Annotated in this window: 22 protein-coding genes and 2 tRNA genes; 14 read left to right on the top strand and 10 right to left on the bottom strand. The window is 45.2% G+C overall.

Features of this window, described 5'->3' with window-relative positions; translation table 11 throughout:
- Window positions 1-194 precede the first annotated feature (194 nt).
- A complete protein-coding gene (locus AC3WRW_RS04565; RefSeq protein WP_492545183.1) occupies window positions 195-1,925 on the top strand; it encodes an ABC transporter ATP-binding protein in 1,731 nt (576 codons plus the stop codon).
- A 558-nt stretch (window positions 1,926-2,483) separates the two neighbouring features.
- Here the strand turns inward: AC3WRW_RS04565 and AC3WRW_RS04570 are convergent.
- From AC3WRW_RS04570 to AC3WRW_RS04585, 4 genes are all read right to left on the bottom strand, one after another.
- The gene (locus AC3WRW_RS04570) at window positions 2,484-3,686 is read right to left on the bottom strand and encodes a P1 family peptidase (RefSeq protein WP_492545184.1); all 1,203 of its coding nucleotides are present in this window, start codon (window positions 3,684-3,686) and stop codon (window positions 2,484-2,486) included.
- Window positions 3,687-3,963: 277 nt separating this feature from the next.
- Window positions 3,964-4,029 (bottom strand) — tRNA-Ala (locus AC3WRW_RS04575).
- Between the two features lie 19 nt (window positions 4,030-4,048).
- Window positions 4,049-4,366: a type II toxin-antitoxin system RelE/ParE family toxin gene (locus tag AC3WRW_RS04580; protein WP_492545185.1), complete on the bottom strand. Its 318-nt coding sequence runs from the start codon at window positions 4,364-4,366 to the stop codon at window positions 4,049-4,051.
- Window positions 4,363-4,626 (bottom strand): type II toxin-antitoxin system Phd/YefM family antitoxin, encoded by a 264-nt coding sequence (locus AC3WRW_RS04585; protein WP_147945877.1) that lies wholly within the window; start codon window positions 4,624-4,626, stop codon window positions 4,363-4,365. The genes AC3WRW_RS04580 and AC3WRW_RS04585 overlap by 4 nt, the downstream gene beginning before the upstream one ends.
- A 1,065-nt stretch (window positions 4,627-5,691) precedes the next feature.
- Between AC3WRW_RS04585 and AC3WRW_RS04590 the strand changes: the two genes are divergently transcribed.
- Window positions 5,692-6,156 carry a hypothetical protein gene (locus AC3WRW_RS04590; protein WP_492545186.1) on the top strand — a complete coding sequence of 155 codons (465 nt, stop codon included), beginning with the start codon at window positions 5,692-5,694 and terminating at the stop codon, window positions 6,154-6,156.
- 119 nt (window positions 6,157-6,275) lie between these two features.
- The gene (locus AC3WRW_RS04595; protein ID WP_492545187.1) at window positions 6,276-7,034 is read left to right on the top strand and encodes a putative phage abortive infection protein; all 759 of its coding nucleotides are present in this window, start codon (window positions 6,276-6,278) and stop codon (window positions 7,032-7,034) included.
- A gap of 138 nt (window positions 7,035-7,172) precedes the next feature.
- Here AC3WRW_RS04595 and AC3WRW_RS04600 read toward each other — a convergent pair.
- A tRNA-Ala gene (locus AC3WRW_RS04600) sits at window positions 7,173-7,245 on the bottom strand.
- A gap of 256 nt (window positions 7,246-7,501) precedes the next feature.
- Between AC3WRW_RS04600 and AC3WRW_RS04605 the strand changes: the two genes are divergently transcribed.
- The 5 genes from AC3WRW_RS04605 (at window position 7,502) to AC3WRW_RS04625 (ending at window position 10,098) form a co-directional block, all read left to right on the top strand.
- On the top strand, window positions 7,502-8,275 hold the full coding sequence (locus AC3WRW_RS04605; protein WP_492545188.1) for a recombinase family protein: 774 nt from the start codon (window positions 7,502-7,504) through the stop codon (window positions 8,273-8,275).
- 82 nt (window positions 8,276-8,357) lie between these two features.
- Window positions 8,358-8,591, top strand: a complete 234-nt coding sequence (locus AC3WRW_RS04610; protein WP_492545189.1) for a recombinase zinc ribbon domain-containing protein — start codon at window positions 8,358-8,360, stop codon at window positions 8,589-8,591.
- Window positions 8,495-9,079 (top strand): hypothetical protein, encoded by a 585-nt coding sequence (locus AC3WRW_RS04615; protein ID WP_492545190.1) that lies wholly within the window; start codon window positions 8,495-8,497, stop codon window positions 9,077-9,079. The genes AC3WRW_RS04610 and AC3WRW_RS04615 overlap by 97 nt, the downstream gene beginning before the upstream one ends.
- Before the next feature lie 211 nt (window positions 9,080-9,290).
- A complete protein-coding gene (locus tag AC3WRW_RS04620) occupies window positions 9,291-9,578 on the top strand; it encodes a hypothetical protein (RefSeq protein WP_492545191.1) in 288 nt (95 codons plus the stop codon).
- A gap of 16 nt (window positions 9,579-9,594) precedes the next feature.
- A complete protein-coding gene (locus AC3WRW_RS04625) occupies window positions 9,595-10,098 on the top strand; it encodes a VanZ family protein (protein ID WP_492545192.1) in 504 nt (167 codons plus the stop codon).
- Here the strand turns inward: AC3WRW_RS04625 and AC3WRW_RS04630 are convergent.
- Entirely contained in the window at window positions 10,088-10,240 is a 153-nt protein-coding gene (locus tag AC3WRW_RS04630) for a hypothetical protein (protein ID WP_492545193.1), read from the bottom strand. The two genes, AC3WRW_RS04625 and AC3WRW_RS04630, sit on opposite strands and share 11 nt — an antisense overlap.
- Window positions 10,241-10,354: 114 nt before the next feature.
- Here AC3WRW_RS04630 and AC3WRW_RS04635 point away from each other — a divergent pair, with 114 nt between their 5' ends.
- On the top strand, window positions 10,355-12,181 hold the full coding sequence (locus AC3WRW_RS04635) for an ABC transporter substrate-binding protein (RefSeq protein WP_492545194.1): 1,827 nt from the start codon (window positions 10,355-10,357) through the stop codon (window positions 12,179-12,181).
- A gap of 52 nt (window positions 12,182-12,233) precedes the next feature.
- Here the strand turns inward: AC3WRW_RS04635 and AC3WRW_RS04640 are convergent, their stop codons facing one another.
- Entirely contained in the window at window positions 12,234-12,497 is a 264-nt protein-coding gene (locus AC3WRW_RS04640; RefSeq protein ID WP_492545195.1) for a hypothetical protein, read from the bottom strand.
- A 174-nt stretch (window positions 12,498-12,671) separates the two neighbouring features.
- Here AC3WRW_RS04640 and AC3WRW_RS04645 point away from each other — a divergent pair, with 174 nt between their 5' ends.
- Window positions 12,672-13,337: a tetratricopeptide repeat protein gene (locus AC3WRW_RS04645; protein ID WP_492545196.1), complete on the top strand. Its 666-nt coding sequence runs from the start codon at window positions 12,672-12,674 to the stop codon at window positions 13,335-13,337.
- A gap of 41 nt (window positions 13,338-13,378) precedes the next feature.
- On the opposite strand, the gene AC3WRW_RS04650 is transcribed toward AC3WRW_RS04645, so the two are convergent.
- The gene (locus AC3WRW_RS04650; RefSeq protein ID WP_492545197.1) at window positions 13,379-14,461 is read right to left on the bottom strand and encodes an acyltransferase; all 1,083 of its coding nucleotides are present in this window, start codon (window positions 14,459-14,461) and stop codon (window positions 13,379-13,381) included.
- A gap of 263 nt (window positions 14,462-14,724) precedes the next feature.
- On the opposite strand from AC3WRW_RS04650, the gene AC3WRW_RS04655 reads away from it, so the two are divergent.
- On the top strand, window positions 14,725-15,156 hold the full coding sequence (locus AC3WRW_RS04655) for a DUF86 domain-containing protein (RefSeq protein WP_492545198.1): 432 nt from the start codon (window positions 14,725-14,727) through the stop codon (window positions 15,154-15,156).
- A gap of 84 nt (window positions 15,157-15,240) precedes the next feature.
- A complete protein-coding gene (locus tag AC3WRW_RS04660) occupies window positions 15,241-15,870 on the top strand; it encodes a helix-turn-helix transcriptional regulator (RefSeq protein ID WP_492545199.1) in 630 nt (209 codons plus the stop codon).
- A gap of 46 nt (window positions 15,871-15,916) precedes the next feature.
- On the opposite strand, the gene AC3WRW_RS04665 is transcribed toward AC3WRW_RS04660, so the two are convergent.
- Window positions 15,917-16,549: a bifunctional 4-hydroxy-2-oxoglutarate aldolase/2-dehydro-3-deoxy-phosphogluconate aldolase gene (locus AC3WRW_RS04665; protein WP_492545200.1), complete on the bottom strand. Its 633-nt coding sequence runs from the start codon at window positions 16,547-16,549 to the stop codon at window positions 15,917-15,919.
- Between the two features lie 178 nt (window positions 16,550-16,727).
- Between AC3WRW_RS04665 and AC3WRW_RS04670 the strand changes: the two genes are divergently transcribed.
- Both AC3WRW_RS04670 and AC3WRW_RS04675 read left to right on the top strand, forming a co-directional pair.
- Window positions 16,728-17,174: a DUF948 domain-containing protein gene (locus AC3WRW_RS04670; protein ID WP_492545201.1), complete on the top strand. Its 447-nt coding sequence runs from the start codon at window positions 16,728-16,730 to the stop codon at window positions 17,172-17,174.
- 14 nt (window positions 17,175-17,188) lie between these two features.
- On the top strand, window positions 17,189-17,560 hold the full coding sequence (locus tag AC3WRW_RS04675) for a YtxH domain-containing protein (protein ID WP_492545202.1): 372 nt from the start codon (window positions 17,189-17,191) through the stop codon (window positions 17,558-17,560).
- 50 nt (window positions 17,561-17,610) lie between these two features.
- On the opposite strand, the gene AC3WRW_RS04680 is transcribed toward AC3WRW_RS04675, so the two are convergent.
- Complete coding sequence (locus AC3WRW_RS04680; RefSeq protein ID WP_492545203.1) at window positions 17,611-18,726, bottom strand: phosphodiester glycosidase family protein; 1,116 nt, start codon at window positions 18,724-18,726, stop codon at window positions 17,611-17,613.
- Window positions 18,727-18,834 lie beyond the last annotated feature (108 nt).

Genomic DNA, 18,834 nt, shown 5'->3' on the forward strand with positions numbered 1-18,834 from the left:
AAATAAGACCATGAGGTTCATCATGAAATGATTTACGATGGACTTATAAAAAAACAAGGAGGCAATCGACATGAAAAAAATGATGATTTCTAATGTGCAGACATATAAGGGGAAACAGGGGAAAACACATTTTTAAATCATAAACGGTTTATCCCTTATATGTGTTTTAAATAACACTAAGAAGGGGAAATTCGATGCGTGCTCCAGTTCGTAAATTTTTCTCATATTACAAACCATATTTAAGCTTGTTTATTACGGTGTTGGCCTGCTCCTTCATCACATCATTTGTAACCTTGGTATTTCCGCTGCTCGTTCGGTACATTACGAAAGATGTTCTGGAAGGAGATTTATCAACTGCACTTAGTGAGGTGTATTGGGTTGGAGGGCTAATGCTGGTTCTAGTCACGATTCAGAATATCAGTAATTATTTCGTGGACTATAAAGGCCATGAAATAGGCGCTCGCATGGAAAGCGACATGCGCAGCGAGCTATTCGCCCACATGCAAAAGCTTCCTCTTAGCTTCTACGATAAGGAAAAGACAGGTCGGCTCATGTCCCGGATAACGAACGACCTGCTGCTACTTTCCGAGCTGTACCATCACGGTCCGGAAGATTATATGAAATATCTCGTCCGCTTTGTTGGAGCATTTACGATTTTGTTCTTTATTAACGCGCCATTAACGATCGCCGTATTCTGCTTTTTACCGATTCTAGGCCTCTTGGCTTTGTATTTTAATAAAATGTTGAACAAGGCAATCAATAAAAACAAAGAGCGAATCGGGGATGTAAACGCCCAAGTAGAGGACAGTCTCTCAGGTATCCGCGATGTAAAATCGTTTGCCAACGAGTCCGTAGAGATCGGGAAGTTTAACCGGGAAAATGCCCGTTTCCTCGAAAGCCGAAAGGATACGTATAGAGCGGAGGCGCTTTTCTACAATAGCTTTGAAACGATTATTCAATTGATTACGATTACGGTGGTCATCTTTGGCAGTGCCAGTATCGTCAATGCTACTTTAGACTTATCGGATTTGATAACTTTTTTACTCTATATCAGTTTTATGATCGAGCCGATTCAACGACTGAATCATATGAGCACGCAACTTCAAGAAGGAGTCACCGGCTTTCAGCGCTTTATGGAAATCATGAATATGAAACCGTCAATCGCAAACAAGCCGAATGCCATCATCCTGCCGGATATACAAGGCGAGATTGAGTTCAGGCAAGTTTCCTTTTGCTATGAAGAACATTTGGACAGCGTTTTGCAAAACCTTTCGCTTCGCATCAAGCCGGGGGAATATGTTGCATTAGTGGGTCCGTCTGGTGCGGGAAAAACAACATTATGTTCGCTCATCCCTCGCTTTTATGATGCGATAGACGGTGAGATTTTCATAGACGGGATCAACGTCCGTAATATCGACCTGGAGTCGTTAAGAAAACAAATCGGCTTCGTGCTGCAGGATGTTTTCCTTTTTGCAGGGACGGTGATGGAAAATATCCGTTATGGAAATCAAGCAGCCAGCGATGAAGAAATTATCGCAGCAGCCAAGCATGCCAATGCCCATGATTTTATTATGAACTTGCCAAATGGCTATGATTCCGAGATTGGCCAGCGGGGTGTCAAGCTGTCCGGCGGACAGAAGCAGCGGCTAAGCATTGCACGCGTATTCTTGAAAAATCCGCCTATTCTTATTCTGGATGAGGCGACAAGCGCACTGGATAATGAGAGCGAAAAAATCATTAAGGCATCATTAGAACTGTTGGCAAAAGGGCGTACAACCATCATCATTGCCCACCGCCTTTCCACAATCCGCCATGCAGGGCGAATTCTTGTATTGACGGAGGACGGAATTGTGGAACAAGGAACGCATGAGGCCTTGCTTGCGTGCGATGGCGTGTATGCAAATTTGTATGCTAAGCAGTTTTGAGTTGTAGATATCATGGGATGGATGTCTCATCCCTATGCACCATAAAGAGAAGGAAGATAACGGGAGAATCGAATCACCGAATTCGAAGCACAAATCGCTGCTCTCGAAGCGCAGAAATAAAAAGACAGTAAAAATATTATTGCTCGGTATATCGCGTACATGTTAGGATATAAATAACAAAAGAGACGGATTCGCGGTCCGTCTCCTGCACAAACTTCTTGGATGGGTATCCCTCTAAGATAAGAAACCGGTAAGAATAACCCACACTTCGGCGATCAACTCAAAGGTGGGTTATTTTCTTTTTTCGATATAAGTAAGCAATGCGAGTAGAAACACACCCATTGCAATTACATCTCGAAGAGAAATCTCCATAGGCACTCCCCCTTTCCGAGGGAAGCCACACCACAAGTTGCATTGTACCTATCTATTATATCATCCAAAGTCTTCCAAAAGGTAGGCTTTTTCTTATGCTAAAAAGGAGCTAATCACATAATAGTAACGTACATAAGTTGATTTCTCTATATGGCTTCGGATAATCACACGGGGCTGAAACATATTTCACTTCGTACTTTGCTGATGTTTAATTTCTGCTTGGGCTGCCTTTACTCCCCTGACGATGGCCTGCTCGAGCACCACAGCTGCTACTGTGCCGACTGCGGTCACCGCAGCATTGCCAATAAGCCCGCTAGTATCGGTTCCGGTAGCGATGCAAAATATTGTGTCCCCGTCACCTTGAATATGAACAGGGGAAATCGCCCGCGCCATTCCGTCATGGGCGAGTGTCGCTATCCTCCCAGCCTCAGCTTTGTCTAGTTTGGCAGTGGTTGCGATAACAGCGATGGTTGTGCTTCTGCTCCGGATCGAGCTCGGCATTGGGGGTATTCCTTCAAGAATTGCCCTAGTTTGGTTAACGAATTTACCATCAGGCTCGAGCGCCCCGGCTATGATATGATCATTATCCCAAATATCTCCAAGGGCATTGACTACTACAATAGCGGCTACTATTGGCCCGCCCGGGATTTGCCAAGAGGCGGTTCCAACGCCACCCTTCATCGGTGTACCGTAGATTTTCCCTACCGTCGCACCCGCTCCAGCACCAACACTGCCTTGCGCCACGGAACCGGCTTTCGCAGCTTTGGCTGCTTTGTAGCCCAGCTGTGCGTCAGGCCTGCGGGAGCCTTTCGCATAATAAAGGTCAAAAATAACAGCCGCAGGCACAGTAGGAAGCGGTCCAACACCTGTCGGGGTACCATACCCATGTTCTGCAAGCCAATTCACGACCCCTGCTGTTGCCGCAAGACCGAAGTTGCTGCCGCCCGTAAGAAGAACCCCCTGTATGAGGTCCGTTGCAGTTCCGGGCTTAATAGCATCTGTCTGTTCCGTACCCGGATAACCGCCTCTGACATCGACGCCGGGAACTGCGCCTTCCGGATACAAAATAACCGTACAACCGGTACGACCGCTTTTATCCTCTGCGTGCCCCACTAGGACACCCGGAACATCGGTAATACTCCCTTTGGCATGAACTTTTGTTCCCTGACCAATTAAACGGTTGGCACTTGACCCAATCGGATGATTAAGTATGCTGCGATCGTCTCGATATACTGTCTTCTCGGGATCATTTTCACTTTTGAAAAAAATTTTGTTGTATTTTTGAGGTACTCCTTTGCCACGGTAAATCCCTGAATTCCTCAATCGAACTGGAAAACCATCCGCTGGAAGTATGATTTTCGCGGTTAATTTTGCTTTTTTTCTATCCATGATTTCAACTCCGATTTCATTCAGAATGGTCCTGCTTAAAGTCTTATTTGATGACGTTTACCTATAAATAGTATGTTTGTGATGATAAATGTGCTCTGATAAAAACTAACTTTTCTCAATCTCAATGAGTAGTGAATGGCATCGACCGTCGCTCTCTTAATGCCCGATACAGATCAGCATTCGTTCCGTCCGTGCGGGCGAATCCTGAGGTTACCCCTAAGAAGGCACCATAAAACAAAGACGCCACCACGAATCGTGGTGACGCCTTTGTTTAGTATGGAGCCTAGGGGGGATTGAACCCCTAATCTCATCGCTGCCAGCGATGCGCTCTCCCGAGTGAGCTGTTTACACTACCAAAAAGTTTAGAGCAAGCTGCTCCATTGCCTCTTTCCGTAAAGAATCCGAATTATTGTAACGGTTTCTTCTTTTTCTGAGATGACATAGAACACGATGTACGAGTCCACGAGTATATGCCGGATGCCATCTGCTGCCAATCGTTCATCGCGAACTAATCCATTTCTAAAAGGCATTTGCTCCAATTGAAAAGTGGCCTCAGCGATTTTGGCAATCATTTTTCGCGCTGTAGTAGGTTCCAATAATTCGTTTGCGATATAGTCGGCGATGTTCCGCAAATCCGCTTCTGCCAGCTCAGTGATCACTAAACGATATTTTTGGCTCACTCCGAAATTCCCTTCTCGATGTCTGCAAGTGCCTCATGAAAAGGTCGTACCTTCTGCTTTTTCAATTCATCCATACCTTCATCCAGCAGCTTATAAAGTTCGAACTTTCCAACTATTTTTTCGTATGTTTCAATACTCATTACAGCTAAATCGCCTTGGCCATTTTTTGTAATGTAGACAGGTTCATCATATTTATGGCAAAACTCAGATATCTCGTTGTAATGATTTCTTAGATCTGAACTTGGTCGAATATTTGGCATATTATTTCTCCTTCGGTCAGTATATATCGTTATTTTATCAAAATAACGATACGTGCTCAAGGTCACTGAGCCTTATATGGTCTATATATTAAAAGAACAAATCAAGGGATGTCCGAATCTATGATTTACAGTTAATGATATATTTAATACAGGAAGTGAAACATTCAAACTTCCTGAAAGGGTGAGACAATGAAAGATTGGGTGCTACTCCTTACGGCTATCATTCAATTGTGGACAGCCATCACATTTGAACGAAACAATCGCCGTAAGAAAAACAAAAAAGGAACCATACGGTGCGGGCGGCGCAAACGTTAAAAGGTTCCTCGGAGGGGTCATAAGACCTCCCCACCCAATCTTAACATATATGCTTCACAAATCAAGTTTGGGAGGTAAAAAAATCATGAACACCATTACTTGGATAATTATTGTGGCCGCGCTGCTATTAAGTCTCATTGGATTAATTAATGCTTACCGGAGCAAGTGATGACCAGGAACACGCTATTCGGCGGACTGATCACACCGCAGCAGCAGAAGGTTAAGTTTATGCATAAGCGTTATGAAGCACTAGAACGGCGTGGATTACTTAAGTTGCATATGGAAAAGAAGTTGAAGCGTATGATGAGGGATAAGGACAAATTATAAGGGAGTGTGCCGGTGATGAAGAAAACAAGTGAAAGGCTACTTCAAGTTAATAAGCCGAGATACGAGGAGCATGAAGAAATCCCAAAAATTATCAAGCGCTTGAAAAAGGATTACTCCAAACAATCCGTTTTGTCCGTTAACATGTTGACAAATGGTTGATATGGTAATAAAGGATTTATGTCTCTTTCATCGAATTATTTTACCTACAAAATATGCGTTGAAAAGAGATGATCCTAAATGAGTGCAATACAGATAGGGAATCATGTTCTAAGCGGAAATAATATACCAAGCAAATGCCCGGTATGTAACCATTATATTAGTCCCAAAAAAATTGCTGAGAACTTTTTAATTCCCAGAAGTTGTGAAGTTGTGTTTAAGTGTACGAAGCCAGGATGCGAAAGTCTTTTTATCGGATATTTCAGAATGATAGGACAAAATCCACCTTTTAGATTTGAGTATATTGGAGCAGAACCATCCAAAGTTGAAGAGAAAGTTTTTAACGAAGAGATAAATAAAATATCTCCGAATTTTTCGACCATCTACAATCAAGCTTACAAAGCAGAAATAGGCGGACTTGATCAGATTTGTGGAGTTGGTTACCGTAAATCATTAGAATTTCTCATTAAGGATTACTTAATTGATCAGTACCCTGAAAGAGAAGAAGAAATTAAGAAAAAACTGCTTGGTAGTTGTATAAAAGATTTAGTAACAGACGTAAGAATTAAAATGTGTGCTGAGAGAGCTGCTTGGTTGGGAAATGACGAGACACATTACATTAAAAAGTGGGAAAATAAAGATGTAACCCATTTGAAGGAGTTAATTGATTTGACCATTCATTGGATTTCTTCAGAGCTTATTACACGAAAATATATGAGCGAAATGCAATAGAGTAGGCATCCACCTCGTGGGTGCTTTTTTCTTTATAAAAACTTGATTAGACAAGCGAACTGATTTGACGCAAAATGTTAAGGTTGATATTAATTTTGGAGGAAATGAGAGGGGTAACTGTGAAAGATAAAGGAGATTCTATTCTAAGTTTGTTTGGCCTCATGGGGGCTGTTTTAGTTTTATGGTTATTTTCCTGGTACACACTAAAGGGGATACCATCGGATGAACGGGGTACTTTTGGAGATATGTTTGGTGCCGTGAATGCACTGTTTTCAGGACTTGCGTTCTCTGGGATCATTTATACAATAATCATCCAGAAAAAGGAACTTGGCTTACAGAGAGAAGAATTGGCTCTTCAAAGGGATGAAATAAAGAAGTCAACAGAAGAACTTGCTGGACAGAAAGAACAAATGCAAATTCAAAGATTCGAGCATACTTTCTTTAATTTATTGTCGCAACATACAGAATTGACAAGTGCTTTGAATCTTGGAGAATCTTCTGGAAAGGCTGTTTTTTCAAAACTGCATAGGTCTCTGTCAGAATCTTATCACTCCAGATCCAGTAATATCTCAGAGACTGAATCGATGAAAAGAATACTTGAGAGCTTTCATCATATCCTGCCCCATTACTGTAAAAACGTTAAAACTATAGTTGAGTTCGTAGAGAGTCAAAAGGAAATCCCAGATAATGACAAGGAGACCTACATTAGTTTCTTCAAGGCACAGTTATCTTCTTTCGAACTTGTTTTGATTTATTATTATTTTTTCAATAATCAATTCGATCTTCTTTTGTTTAAAAAATATGAATTTTTTAGAGAACTTAATAAGAGCCTTTTGCTTGATCAGAACCGTGAAAATAGTTTGTATGATTTACAATGAGTCAAATCTTAAAAGCCCCCTTAACTTAAGGAGGACTTCAGAAACGGAAGAACTTATACAAATGCTGACATCTGAGTTTATAAAAAAGTTTCAATAACGAAAAAGTCCAACACTCAAATGTGTTGGACTTTTAATATATGGAGTTAAGGGGGATCGAACCCCTGACCTCTTGCATGCCATGCAAGCGCGCTCCCAGCTGCGCCATAACCCCGTATTGGACTTGCCTAAGTAATATAACACGAAATAAATGTTGAATGCAACATCAAAAAAACAATTGCAAAAATTGATGACTTTTAATAAAGTTACTGGTAGTGAAACTAGCTTAATCGGAGGTCTGGACGATGGCAGTTCGTAAACTAAAAAAAGAATTTAGAAGTAACCAATAAAAAGAAACGAGTCGCATGTGTCTATAGAGTTTCGACTAAGGGGCAGCTTAGTGGCGACGATATCCCATCACAGAGACGTGTATGGAGTTCATCGAGGCAAAAGGGTGGATTTTTGTTAAAGAGTTCGTTGAAAAGGGGGTATCTGGCTTTAAGGTTAAAGCGGCCGATCGTGATGCCATTCAAGAAGCTAAACGGGATGCCGAGAAAGGGGAATTCGATGTTCTGCTATGTTTCATGTTTGATCGCCTTGGAAGAAAAGAGGACGAGACTCCATTTGTAGTTAAGTGGTTCGCACAAAGGGTGGATATATGGTCAGTCATGGAGGGACAACAAAAATTCACTGAGCACGTTGACGATCTCATGAACTATATTAGATTCTGGCAAGCTGGCGGGGAGAGCAAGAAAACCTCCCAACGTGTGAGCGAGAACCATGAGCAAATGGCAGAGGACGGCCTATTTACTGGCGGGAGAGCTGCGTACGGTTATAAGTTAGTTCCGTCTGGTGTATTCAATAAAAAAGGCAAAGAGCTGTTCAAACGTGAAAAGAATGAAGAAACGAACCATATTGCTTATCTTATTTACGACTTAGTTTATTCTATGGGATTTGGTTCGAAAAAAATAGTAATGTATCTTAATAGTCCTGAAGTTAATATACCTGGCCCTACAGGTGGTAAATGGACAACAGGAGTCGTTAACTTTATCCTCAAGAACCCACTTTACATAGGGTATCCTTCACATGGAAAAAAAGCGCAAGATGAAGAAGGGAATAGAGTGACTGTACCTGAGGAAGAATGGACTTTTTTCAAACAGATAATCCCTGAACTTAGTTACTGTTCCAGAGCATATGTGGGATAGGGTCCAAGAAATTAGATCCGGACGAAATTAAAAAAACACCAATAACCCCGATATAGAGAAGATTAATATAACAAGCAGCCAATTGCTTTTTGTTGGATTAATCAAATGCGGTCATTGTGGATCTCCGCTAACGACTACGTACAACTCGAAAAATATATACTTGCTGATGGAACAGTACAAAAATGGAGACAAGCAAAATATCGTTGCAGCGGTAAAGCGATGGGGAGAACAGAATGTAATGGTCAAACAATATATTCGCAACCGAAGATTGAAGAAACTGCCCTCGAGGAAATTGAGAAGTTCCTTGAAAGGTTAGCATCAGTTGATTTAAGTGATCAACTTAAAAACATCAAGAAAAAAACTTCAAACAATGAAGAGGTCGAATATAAGAAATTGGTTAAAACCGCAGAAGGTTCGAAGAAGGAACTTAAAACTCTAACGGATGAAGTGGCGAAAAGTATATTGGGGAACAGTTCTTTTAAACCGGAATTGTTGAATAGCTTGATTGAGCAAAAAGAAGCGGAGTTAAGTACGATAGAGGAACACATGGCAAGACTGGAGAAAAAGATTAAATCTAAAAAGATCGAGCAAGTAGAATTAGAAAACCTCGTGAGTTACATTCCCGTCTGGAAAGATCTTTTTAGGGAAGCTCCTCATGAAAAACAAAAAAAGATGCTCCGCACAATCGTGGATTACATCACAGTTTACAGAGATCGTATTGAATTAAAAATTAAAGTCAAGATAACAGACTTGATTGACTCAGTTGATGGGCAGTACACGAAGCTTACTCGCTCTCCCAGCTGAGCTAAGGCCCCGAAATGTCGTATAAGTTATGCCGACTTTTCGTATTATACATGAATTATTTGAGGTAGGCAAGCCCTTTCTGCAAATAATTCTTTTTGTGTTGAATGCCTGCGACGTTTCTGTTGCAGACCGTGCCAAACGTTGTTTTCATTCCTATATTCATGCTAACCTAGTAGCAGAAACTAGTTGATCGTGTAGGAGTGACGAAAGAGTGTCAAACGCGGTGTGGTATTGGGTTTTCTTAGGGATATCTTTTGTATTGCCGTTTGTGATCGGCGTGTGGTTAATGCGGAAAACGAATCGGCTGGGATTCTCTTTCTGGATAACGACAGCCTTAAATATCGTAATGACGCTGGCTGCGGCGTTCTGGTGGAAATCAGTGACGGAGGATCCGTTCCGCATGATGTTTGGGATGGCGTTCTATGGGGTGTCGGCGGTGAATTTGATGGTAATCGAGTTTTTTGCGCTATTCAGTATTCGTAAAAAAATGAATTCGTAGAGGGGATGGTTTCTACATGACGCAATCTTCTTCCAAGCTTTATTATTATGTGTTTACTTTTGCTGCCGTCCTATGGATGGCCTTTATTTTTTTCAAATCCGGCCAGACGTATCAGCAGCAGAGCCTGCGGCCGTTGCTGGAAACAAAGCTTGCAGGAACAGCACTTTTAAATCACTTCCCGCATGTGGCATTCACCTATGACGGTCAACAGATCACGTGGCAAGATCCGATCGGTGTCATTGAATTCTTCATAAGAAAAACAGGGCACGTTAGCGAGTTCGCTATCCTGGCCCTGCTCTGGATCGTGGCTTTGCTTTGCAAGCCGGTACGGATGATCATGGCTTTGCTCACCTCCTCAATCATTTCGGTACTTTATGCGGCTACCGATGAATGGCATCAAACGTTTGTTGAAGGTCGTACGGGTCATGCGATCGATGTAGCCGTTGATACCATCGGAGTGTTTCTGGCAGTTCTTTTGGTCCTTGCGATTGGGTGGATTCGCTCTGCCATTAGACGATGAAGAAGAAGAAGCTGCTAATCATCACATAAACTTTTCTTTTTTTGATGGCTTTTAATTTCCATAATTCGCGAGCCTCGACTTCCAATTCGTGCTGCTGCCATTGCATTAATTTCTCAGCTGCGTATAGGTTGGCTGGTTGCATCGTTCGATCACCTTCCTTTCATTTCCTGTTAGATCTAGTTTACATCTAGAATAAGGGGAACAAAAAGTGTATAATTCACTTTAACAATTTCCCCTTTTGAGAAAGGAACGGATCATGCAGCTTCTGTCACACTTTTTGGAGCTTCGTTCGAGCTTTGCACATGGTGTAGAGCATGAACCGCAGCCTATCACGTTAGAAGAATTATCAGAACGGATGTATTGCACAACAAGGAATGTAAAGATTTTGCTGAAAAAAATGATGGAGCAGGACTGGATTAACTGGAAGCCCGGCAGAGGAAGGGGCAATGTTTCGGAACTAACGTTCCTGGTTTCCGCTGAGGATATGATTTCCAAACAGGCGATGGAGCTTGCGGCTCAAGGGGATTACAAAGGGACGATCGAACTTATTCACCAATTGGGCAGGGGAGAAGCATTGCAGGACTCTTTCGTCGATTGGTTGTTTAGCTATTTCGGCTATCGCACCGTCGTCCAAGCGGAGTGCTACAGGGATACACTGCGGTTTCCGGTCTATAAATGGCTTGTTTCGCTTGATCCCGCTTACAGTTTTTTCGCGTTTGACACCCATCTCATCAATCAAATTTTCGATACGCTTGTGCAGTACAATCCCCGTACACAGATTGCGGAGCCGCACCTGGCGCATTATTGGGAGAAGAGCGAGGACGGTCTCCATTATACGTTTTATTTGCGAAAAGGGGTCCTTTTCCACCATGGCAGGGAGATGACGGCAAACGATGTCTGTTACTCCTTTTCAAGGCTGCGGGACCATGGTCTCTCGGCTTGTCAAGGTTGGATGACGGAAAGCATCGAGAACATAAGGGTGCTGAACCGCAGTGCGATTGCGATCGAGCTGAGGCAGCCGAACGAGCTGTTCCTGCAGCAGCTGGCGCACCCCTCGCTAGCGATTGTGCCGGAAGAAATTTGCCGGGACAATGAAGGTATTTTCGGACGGATGCCGATTGGAACAGGGCCGTTCAAGCTGGAGCGAAATGATGATTATATCTGCAAGCTTCGAGCGTTTGACGGCTATTTTGGGGTCAGGCCGCATTTGGATCAATTGGAAATATGGCTTTTGCCGCAGGAGCTGTATGAGGTTGGTCCCAGCTGGGATATGGTTCAGGTGCTGTGTGACCACACGAATTCCCGCAAACCGGCCGGAGCGGTCGGGAAAGATTCGGAATGGCATCAGATCGAACAATCGATTCTGGGATGCTCCTTGCTTACTTTTAACCAGGGGAAAAGAGGGCCTCAGCAGCACCCCAATTTCCGGAAGGCCATTGACTTGATCATAGACCGGGAACGCATGATTGAGCAGCTTGGAGGCTTCAGGGAAGCTCCGGCAAGCTCCTTTTTGCCTGCGATGAATGACAGAGGGAGTGCAGATGCGTACCGCACTGATTTGGAAGAGGCTAAGCGCCTGCTGGAAGACATGGGATACGACGGTGAACTCGTTCGCATGTACATTTATAGCCATAACAACGAGGATGCCCTGTGGATTTGCGAGCAATGCGTCAAAGTCGGCATTCGTATTGAACTGACAACGAGAAGCATGTCGGATATGATGCGGCTGGAGACGATTCACGAAGCCGATCTTATTTTCTATCATATTTGCTTGGAAAGCGAGTATGATCTTCATATTATCCAGACGCTTAAGCAGAGCAACAGCTATGTTCGTGCGCATTTGCATTCGGAGCAAAAGGTATGGATAGACGAAGAAATCGACCGGATTCTTACCATTCCGCACCTCGAAGAACGGATCGCCAGACTTCATGACATGGTGGAAGTGCTTCAGGAGGACAGATCTTTTCTCTTCGTGCTTCACCGCTCCCAGCAGACCACGTATCATGATTCGATCAGAGGAGTCTGCATTAACGATTTGGGTTGGGTTGATTTTCGGAAAATCTGGTTTACGCCTAGCGGTTGATGATAAATCCTTGTTACCCTGGAAATACTTTTGGTAAAAGAAAAAACGACCGTTAAGGTCGTCGGCTTCTGGGCTCGTAGCGGTTTTCCATCCCCATCCAGCTGGCATTTGCAATGAAAAAACCGATGAAAAAGAAAAGTACTAAGCGAATCGGCACCCAAACTAAACTAAGTTCATGCGTGTTAAGCAGTTCAATAATGCTAAATAAGACCGTTAGCCCGGCACCCCAAGGGAGAAGGCCGAAATTTATTAAATATTTGGTGCGGCCAAGCTGCTTTCTTTTCAGCCAAATGGCTTTGCGTGGATCTTCGTTCATGTAGAAACTCCCTTTTTCTTTTTATTATAGCATTGCTTGAAAAAAATCTCGAATCCGTGATTCGGAGGAAGCATCCGTTCATATGCTAGTCATTGGAAGGGTGTTTTTTGGTGGAAAAGATGTCCAATAGCCTCATATTATGGTAGTATAAGGAAGTTGAAAGGAGGGTTCATTTTGTTACTCAAACTTGTTGCTTTTGGTCTCTTATTGCGTCTTGTCGGCAATCCATTTCTTGCACTTCTGATTCTATTAATCATTTTATATGTGCTAGATAGAAGATATATCGGATTAACACCGAATATTTTTAAGCCGTTTCAATTAAGGCGAAGAGCATCCAGGCTGCGAATCGATTTGCACGCTAACCCGCATAATACGTCAGCGAAGCTGGAGCTGGCAAGGAATTTGCTGCAGCGGGGCAAGTTCCAAGAAGCTCTTCCCTACTTGGAACAAGCGCTGCCGGTCATGGAAGATTCCGCCGATGTCCACTACGAGATCGGACTGTGCTACCTGAAGCTGGGGAATCTGGGCAAAGGGGAAAGCTTCATGCTCAAAGCGATTGAGCTGAACCCCCGGGTGAAATACGGCGAAGCCTATTTACGCTTAGGAGAAGCCTTGGCGCGTGTCGCACCCGAACGAGCAGCGCAGCTCATCGAACAGTTTCGCGATCTGCACACTTCGTCGGTAGAGGCTTACTACCGGCTTGGCCTGCTGTATCAGCAGCTCGGGCGCGTGGATGACGCGAAGCGCACGTTCCGCGAAGCGCTGCAAATTTATAGCGGCTTGCCGCGATACAGCCGCAGACAGCAGCGGCGCTGGGCGCTGCTTGCCCGTTTTAAATAAGCAAGGGCTATCTCCAAGGAATAGACCAATGAAAAGAGGAGCTAAGCGGATTTGTACTTGCTTAGCTCCTTTGCTTTCTCCACCCTGTGGGTACGAGTAAATGCATACAGTTGTATGAGCACCCAAGACCCGAGAAGGCCGATGAGAATCGATGCGATTGTGTGCAGATCGTAGATCCAGATCTGTCCCGGAGCCGGTACGGCGCGATCCCATAGCGTTAGCAGTGCGGGATGTACGAGATAGATACCGAAGGATGCCGCGCCTAGAGCGGAAAGGATGGAGCCGAGCTTTGAACGGCTGGCCATTAGGGCTTGCGACCAGCGGACACAGCATAGCGGCATGGACATGCAGTACACAAGGAGAGCCAGCTCAAACCATACATTTCCGATAGCCGTCAGGCCGTATTGATGGAGGAGCAGCATTCCCACGAATGCTGCTCCTGCGAGGCCCATGATGGTCCATATGAAGTGCTTATACCGCTCGGACCAGGCAGCAATCGCCGCATAATGAATGCCCGTGAAAGCTCCGAAAGCAAACAGCGCCGAGTAGCTTACAAAAAGTGAAGCATATTCCGGCAGGGGAAGCACCTCATGGTGAAACGCATACGCTGCAGTTTGGACGCCGATGCCGAGCGGAATCAACCATTGACGAAGCCAGGCTGACCGTCTAACGGCAGTGATCAGAAGCGGGAACAACAGATAAAACTGAACGATAATGACCATATAATAGAGATGATAGCTGGCGTTTCCGGAAATAAGCAGTTTGATAAAGTAAATGACATCAAATTGAATGCTTCCATGAAACATGAATTGATTATATACATAGTAGAAAAGTGAGCACAGCACATAAGGAATGAGGATTCTTCGCAGCCGTTTGGTCCAGAAGACGCGTGACATTCCAGGCTCCCAGCGATCGTAATACGTATAGAAAAGAACGACGCCGCTGATCCAAATAAACAAGGGAACGGTAAATAAACTGGCCTTATTGAGCATGAAAAAAACGGCTTGAGAGCCGCTGCCGAGTGCAAGCAGAGTAGCGTCCGATGTGCTGTGAATAAGAACAACGGCGATAATGGCGATGGCGCGGACGAGGTCGATTTCAGGTAGTTTTGGCCTTGATGGCATGACGGCGATCTTCTCCTTTTTGACTTTTTCACTGTAACATGAATGACAAAGGAGGACAATACTCGACGCAAGGCGACCTGCTTGACGCTCTCCAGCTAGCGCGATAAACTGAGAGAAGCATTAAAAGCGAAAGTCAAGAGGGTGAATGCACGTGAGCTACGAATATCTCATGCAAGCGGTATTGTTAATTTTTCTCGTTATCATTACTTTCTTTGCAATGCTGATTTGGACGAAATGGCGAAAAAGAGGACGGAGATAGCACCATGTATTTTATTAACCACGAACAGATTGATCAAAGAATTCAATTTCTCTCGGTATTAGCCGAGTCGAGTAAACAGTTGGAGCAGCAGTGGGAGCAAGGCAAGGTTGATCTTGTTTGGCAGTTGGCACAAGAGCGTGTTCTGCACTTAGCTATAGAAACCGTAACGGACGTCGGAAGCCTGCTGATCGATGCCTTTATTTTAAGAGATGCCAGCAGTTATGAGGATATCGTGGAAATCGTGCACGGCGAAGGCGCTTATTCGGAGTCTTTAACGGAGACGCTGCTTCAGCTTGTGAAGCTTAGAAAGCCTCTTGTTCAGGACTTTGTAGAATGGAACCGTCATGAACTGCATCCCCTGATCGCCATACTTCCGGCGGCTTTTGAAGAGTTTGCAGCGAGTGTAAGAGCATTTATCAAGAGTGAATTGGAATAACATACATCCATGTTTCTTAATTTACTTCTTGGAAGCGATGCTGTAAAATGAGACATAATGACTGTTCCGAGGGTAGGTGAGCTAATGAATCAAGCACTTGAGACATCTACGCGTAAAGTGATTCTTTCCATGCTCAAAACTAGCGGACCTCTAAGCGTTCAAGAGATGTCCAAACAGCTCGGAATTACGGAGATGGCTGTCAGGCGTCATATTCATTCCATGGAAAAAGATGATCTGCTCGAAACGAAGCTTGTCCGGCAAGCGATGGGGAGGCCGACTAACGTGTATACGTTAGCTCCTAAGGCAGACGAACTATTTCCGAAGAAATATATGCAGTTGACACTCGATTTATTGGACGAATTACTTGAAGATCAAGGGCATGAGAAGATCGAGCGGCTTTTTGAAGGCCGTCAAGATAAGCTTGAATCCCGTTACCAGCCGCGCATGCAGGACAAAAGCTTGGAAGAACGCGTAGCCGAGCTAGCGCAAATTCAGAACGAGAATGGGTATATGGTCAATTGGTCACAAACAGGTACCGACGCCTATACGTTTAGCGAGCACAATTGCCCGATCGCCCAGGTGGCCAATACATTCGGGCAGGCCTGCCAGTGCGAGCTGGCTCTGTTTCGAAATTTGCTGGATGCCAAGGTTGAGCGCACGGAATGTTTAGCCAAAGGCGCAAACAAGTGCGTCTATATCATCAGCCAGAAATAAATAACCATCTTCCTCTTAGGTATAGAGGAGATGGTTATTTTTGCGTCTATCGCGAAGCCGCAAGCAGACGGGCAGCTTTGTCCGTCACCCAATCGAAGCGGCCGGCTTCGATTTCTTTCAGATTAATCAGCGAACCGCCGATCCCCAGACCGTAGCAGCCTATATCCAGAAATTGCTTAATGTTTTCTTCGGTAACCCCGCCAACGGCCATCATCGGAATATGGTTCAGCGGCGCCATTAATTCTTTGATATAGGCGAGGCCGAGGCTGGCGCTCGGGAAAATTTTGATCGCGGTAGCGCCAGCTTTCCACGCTTTGACGACCTCGGTCGGTGTCATCGCTCCGGGGAATATCGGAATCCCCTCGCGGCTAGCATAACGAATGACATCCTCATCCAAATTCGGTGTCACGAGGAATGCGGCGCCTGCTTGTACCGCTTTCTGCGCATCCTCCACATCGAGCACGGTACCAGCCCCAATATACATCTGTTCGCCAAGCTTATCCTGCAGCTCGCCAATCATCGTTAGCGCCCCAGGCGTATTGAGCGTGACCTCCATCACAGTGACCCCGCCTTTCAACAGCGCTTCGGCAACGGAAAGAATGTGGGCTTCCTTCACGCCTCGGACAATGGCTATAATGCGGGTGCGTTCAATTTCCTTCAATCCTTGCTCTCGGTTCATCCTGCTCCTCCAGATGGTTAATAATTCGATTTGTTTTTCATTATGACAGGTCCCTGAAATTTTTCCAGCTTTTTTGTGTCAAAACAAAGAGCACCTGCCTATACTGTAGTAATTCATAGGCATTCGTCTAGAAGCCGCCCTTCGAACCAACCGCTTTTTAGACCCAGGAGGTGCCCCCATGACTTGGATGGAGATTAGTGCAGTCAGTGCCGCCCTTGCTTTTATCGTGCTCGTCGTCTTTATGGTCCGCACGTTGATTGCGGCTAGACAGATGCTGCATCAGCTTAGCGCTACGGTTGCTCAAACGGAGCAGCACGTAGCGAAGGCAGCCGGGGAAGCCGGGCAGCTATTGAAGCAAGCCAGCCAACTGACCGAAGATGTACACATGCAGGTGCTGGCGATAGAGCCGACTATCCAATCCATCGAGAAGACAGGAGCAGCTATCGGGGAAGCCGCTGCTGTCCTTCGCAAAGGTACGCGAATGATGAACGAATCGCTTCATGGTGCGGAAAGGGTTGTACATACCCACCAAAAGCGTATACAGGACGTCATGGAGTGGGCAACGACGGGCTATGAGCTGTGGCAAAGATGGCAGGCGAATCGGAAAGCCAAATCAGACCATTAAGGAGTGGATTTCACATGGCAGGCGAAAAAAAGGGAAAAGATCTTCTCATCGGTGCGGTTGTAGGAGGTTTGCTTGGCGCAGCGACAGCTTTGTTGTTCGCACCGAAATCCGGACGTGAGCTAAGAAGCGACATCGCGGAGAATGCCAAAGCGGTTAGTGACAAAACGGTGCAAATCGCCAGTACCGTCTCCCAAAAAACGCAAGATGTCGCGAAATCCGTAAGTACGACGACATCCGATTTCGTAGGCAAAGCGAAAGACACGGCCGCGAGTGTGATGGACACGGTGCGCTCTTGGAAAGAGTCCAAAAACGATGACGCTGACCTGCTGGATGATGTGGAAGAATCAGAGGCAGCGGAAGATTTGGTCATTCTAGGCAACCGCTAAACGTGCAACAAAAAAGCAGAAAGCTCGGGCAGAGCTTTCTGCTTTTTTGTTTACCACTTGGACGGATCGATCTTGCGAATATCGAGACCTTCCCAGACGTTCTTGATAGGCGCTGTTTCCGGATGTTCGAAGAGCAGCCATGCCGTAGGAAGATAACGTTCTCCGTATTCACTGGAAGGCTTGTTGATGATGGTGTTGTTGTGGACAAGAACCGTAGACGCTCCGCCATCTAAATTAGCAGCCGTGACGGCGCCGTGTTCCAGGAAAATCTCCTGAATATCGTAGAGCGTAGCGCCTATGCTGTGCTTTTGTCTGCCATCGATGATGGCAAACAGAATGGAGCCGTCTTTGGTTTGCGCCATGCTCGTTCGCGGGGCAATGCCCCAGCCGTCGGCTTGGCTTTTGATCTGTCCGACACCGTTGACGATAAACCGCGGGGAAAAGGAAACGGCTTCCTGAACCCCCATCTCCACCAGTTCGGAAACTTTATACTTGCCGGCGATCATGCGTCCTTCCTTATCGATGCCGACGACCTGCACCGTGCCGTTCATGCCTTTGTCATTGTAAAAGATTTTGCCCCCCGAAATCACAATCCCTTCCGGTTGAAACCCATTGCCCTCCCAGTTGGGGTCGATGAAGCCTCCGCCGTTGACGCCGAGGATCGCTCCCGTCCTTTTGACCATGGAGGATACTTTCTCGCCTTTGCCTACTTTCTCGGGAACGGCAATACGCAGCTTTTTGGGATCAGAGATGGTGACAAGCTGGCCTTTGAAATTCGTACCCGAAATCGGTTCGATCGTGACGAGCTCCTTCTTGACCGCTGCCGGGGCGGTGGAACTGACCGGTTCCAGCTGAACGATCCCTTTATCTTTCTCATCGCCCATTTCATCAAATTGCTTCCAATAAGCTTCAACGCGCTTCTGTAATTCATCGGAGCCGATTAAAAATTTGGCCCAATCCCTGTGCTGCGTCGTAATCAACGTATCCGCCATCATGAGTCGTACGCTAGTGCCTGACGCAGTAAGGAAAAACCAGCATAAGGACAGTACGGAAAGAAGAGCAATACTCAAAATCGTATACAGAAAAAAACGCATGCCCGCAGAACGCTTTCGGCTGTTCATTCTCGTTTGCCGAGACAGCGGGGAGGTAGTCTGTTGTACAGCCATGAATTCAATACCAACCCTCTCTACCAAGAAATCAATTCATCAATCCTTATAGATAGACGAAAAGAAAGGAGTAAAGTTTCAAAACTTTACCCCTTATTTTGTAAAATC

It is taken from the genome of Paenibacillus sp. FW126-R14, assembly GCF_058789495.1.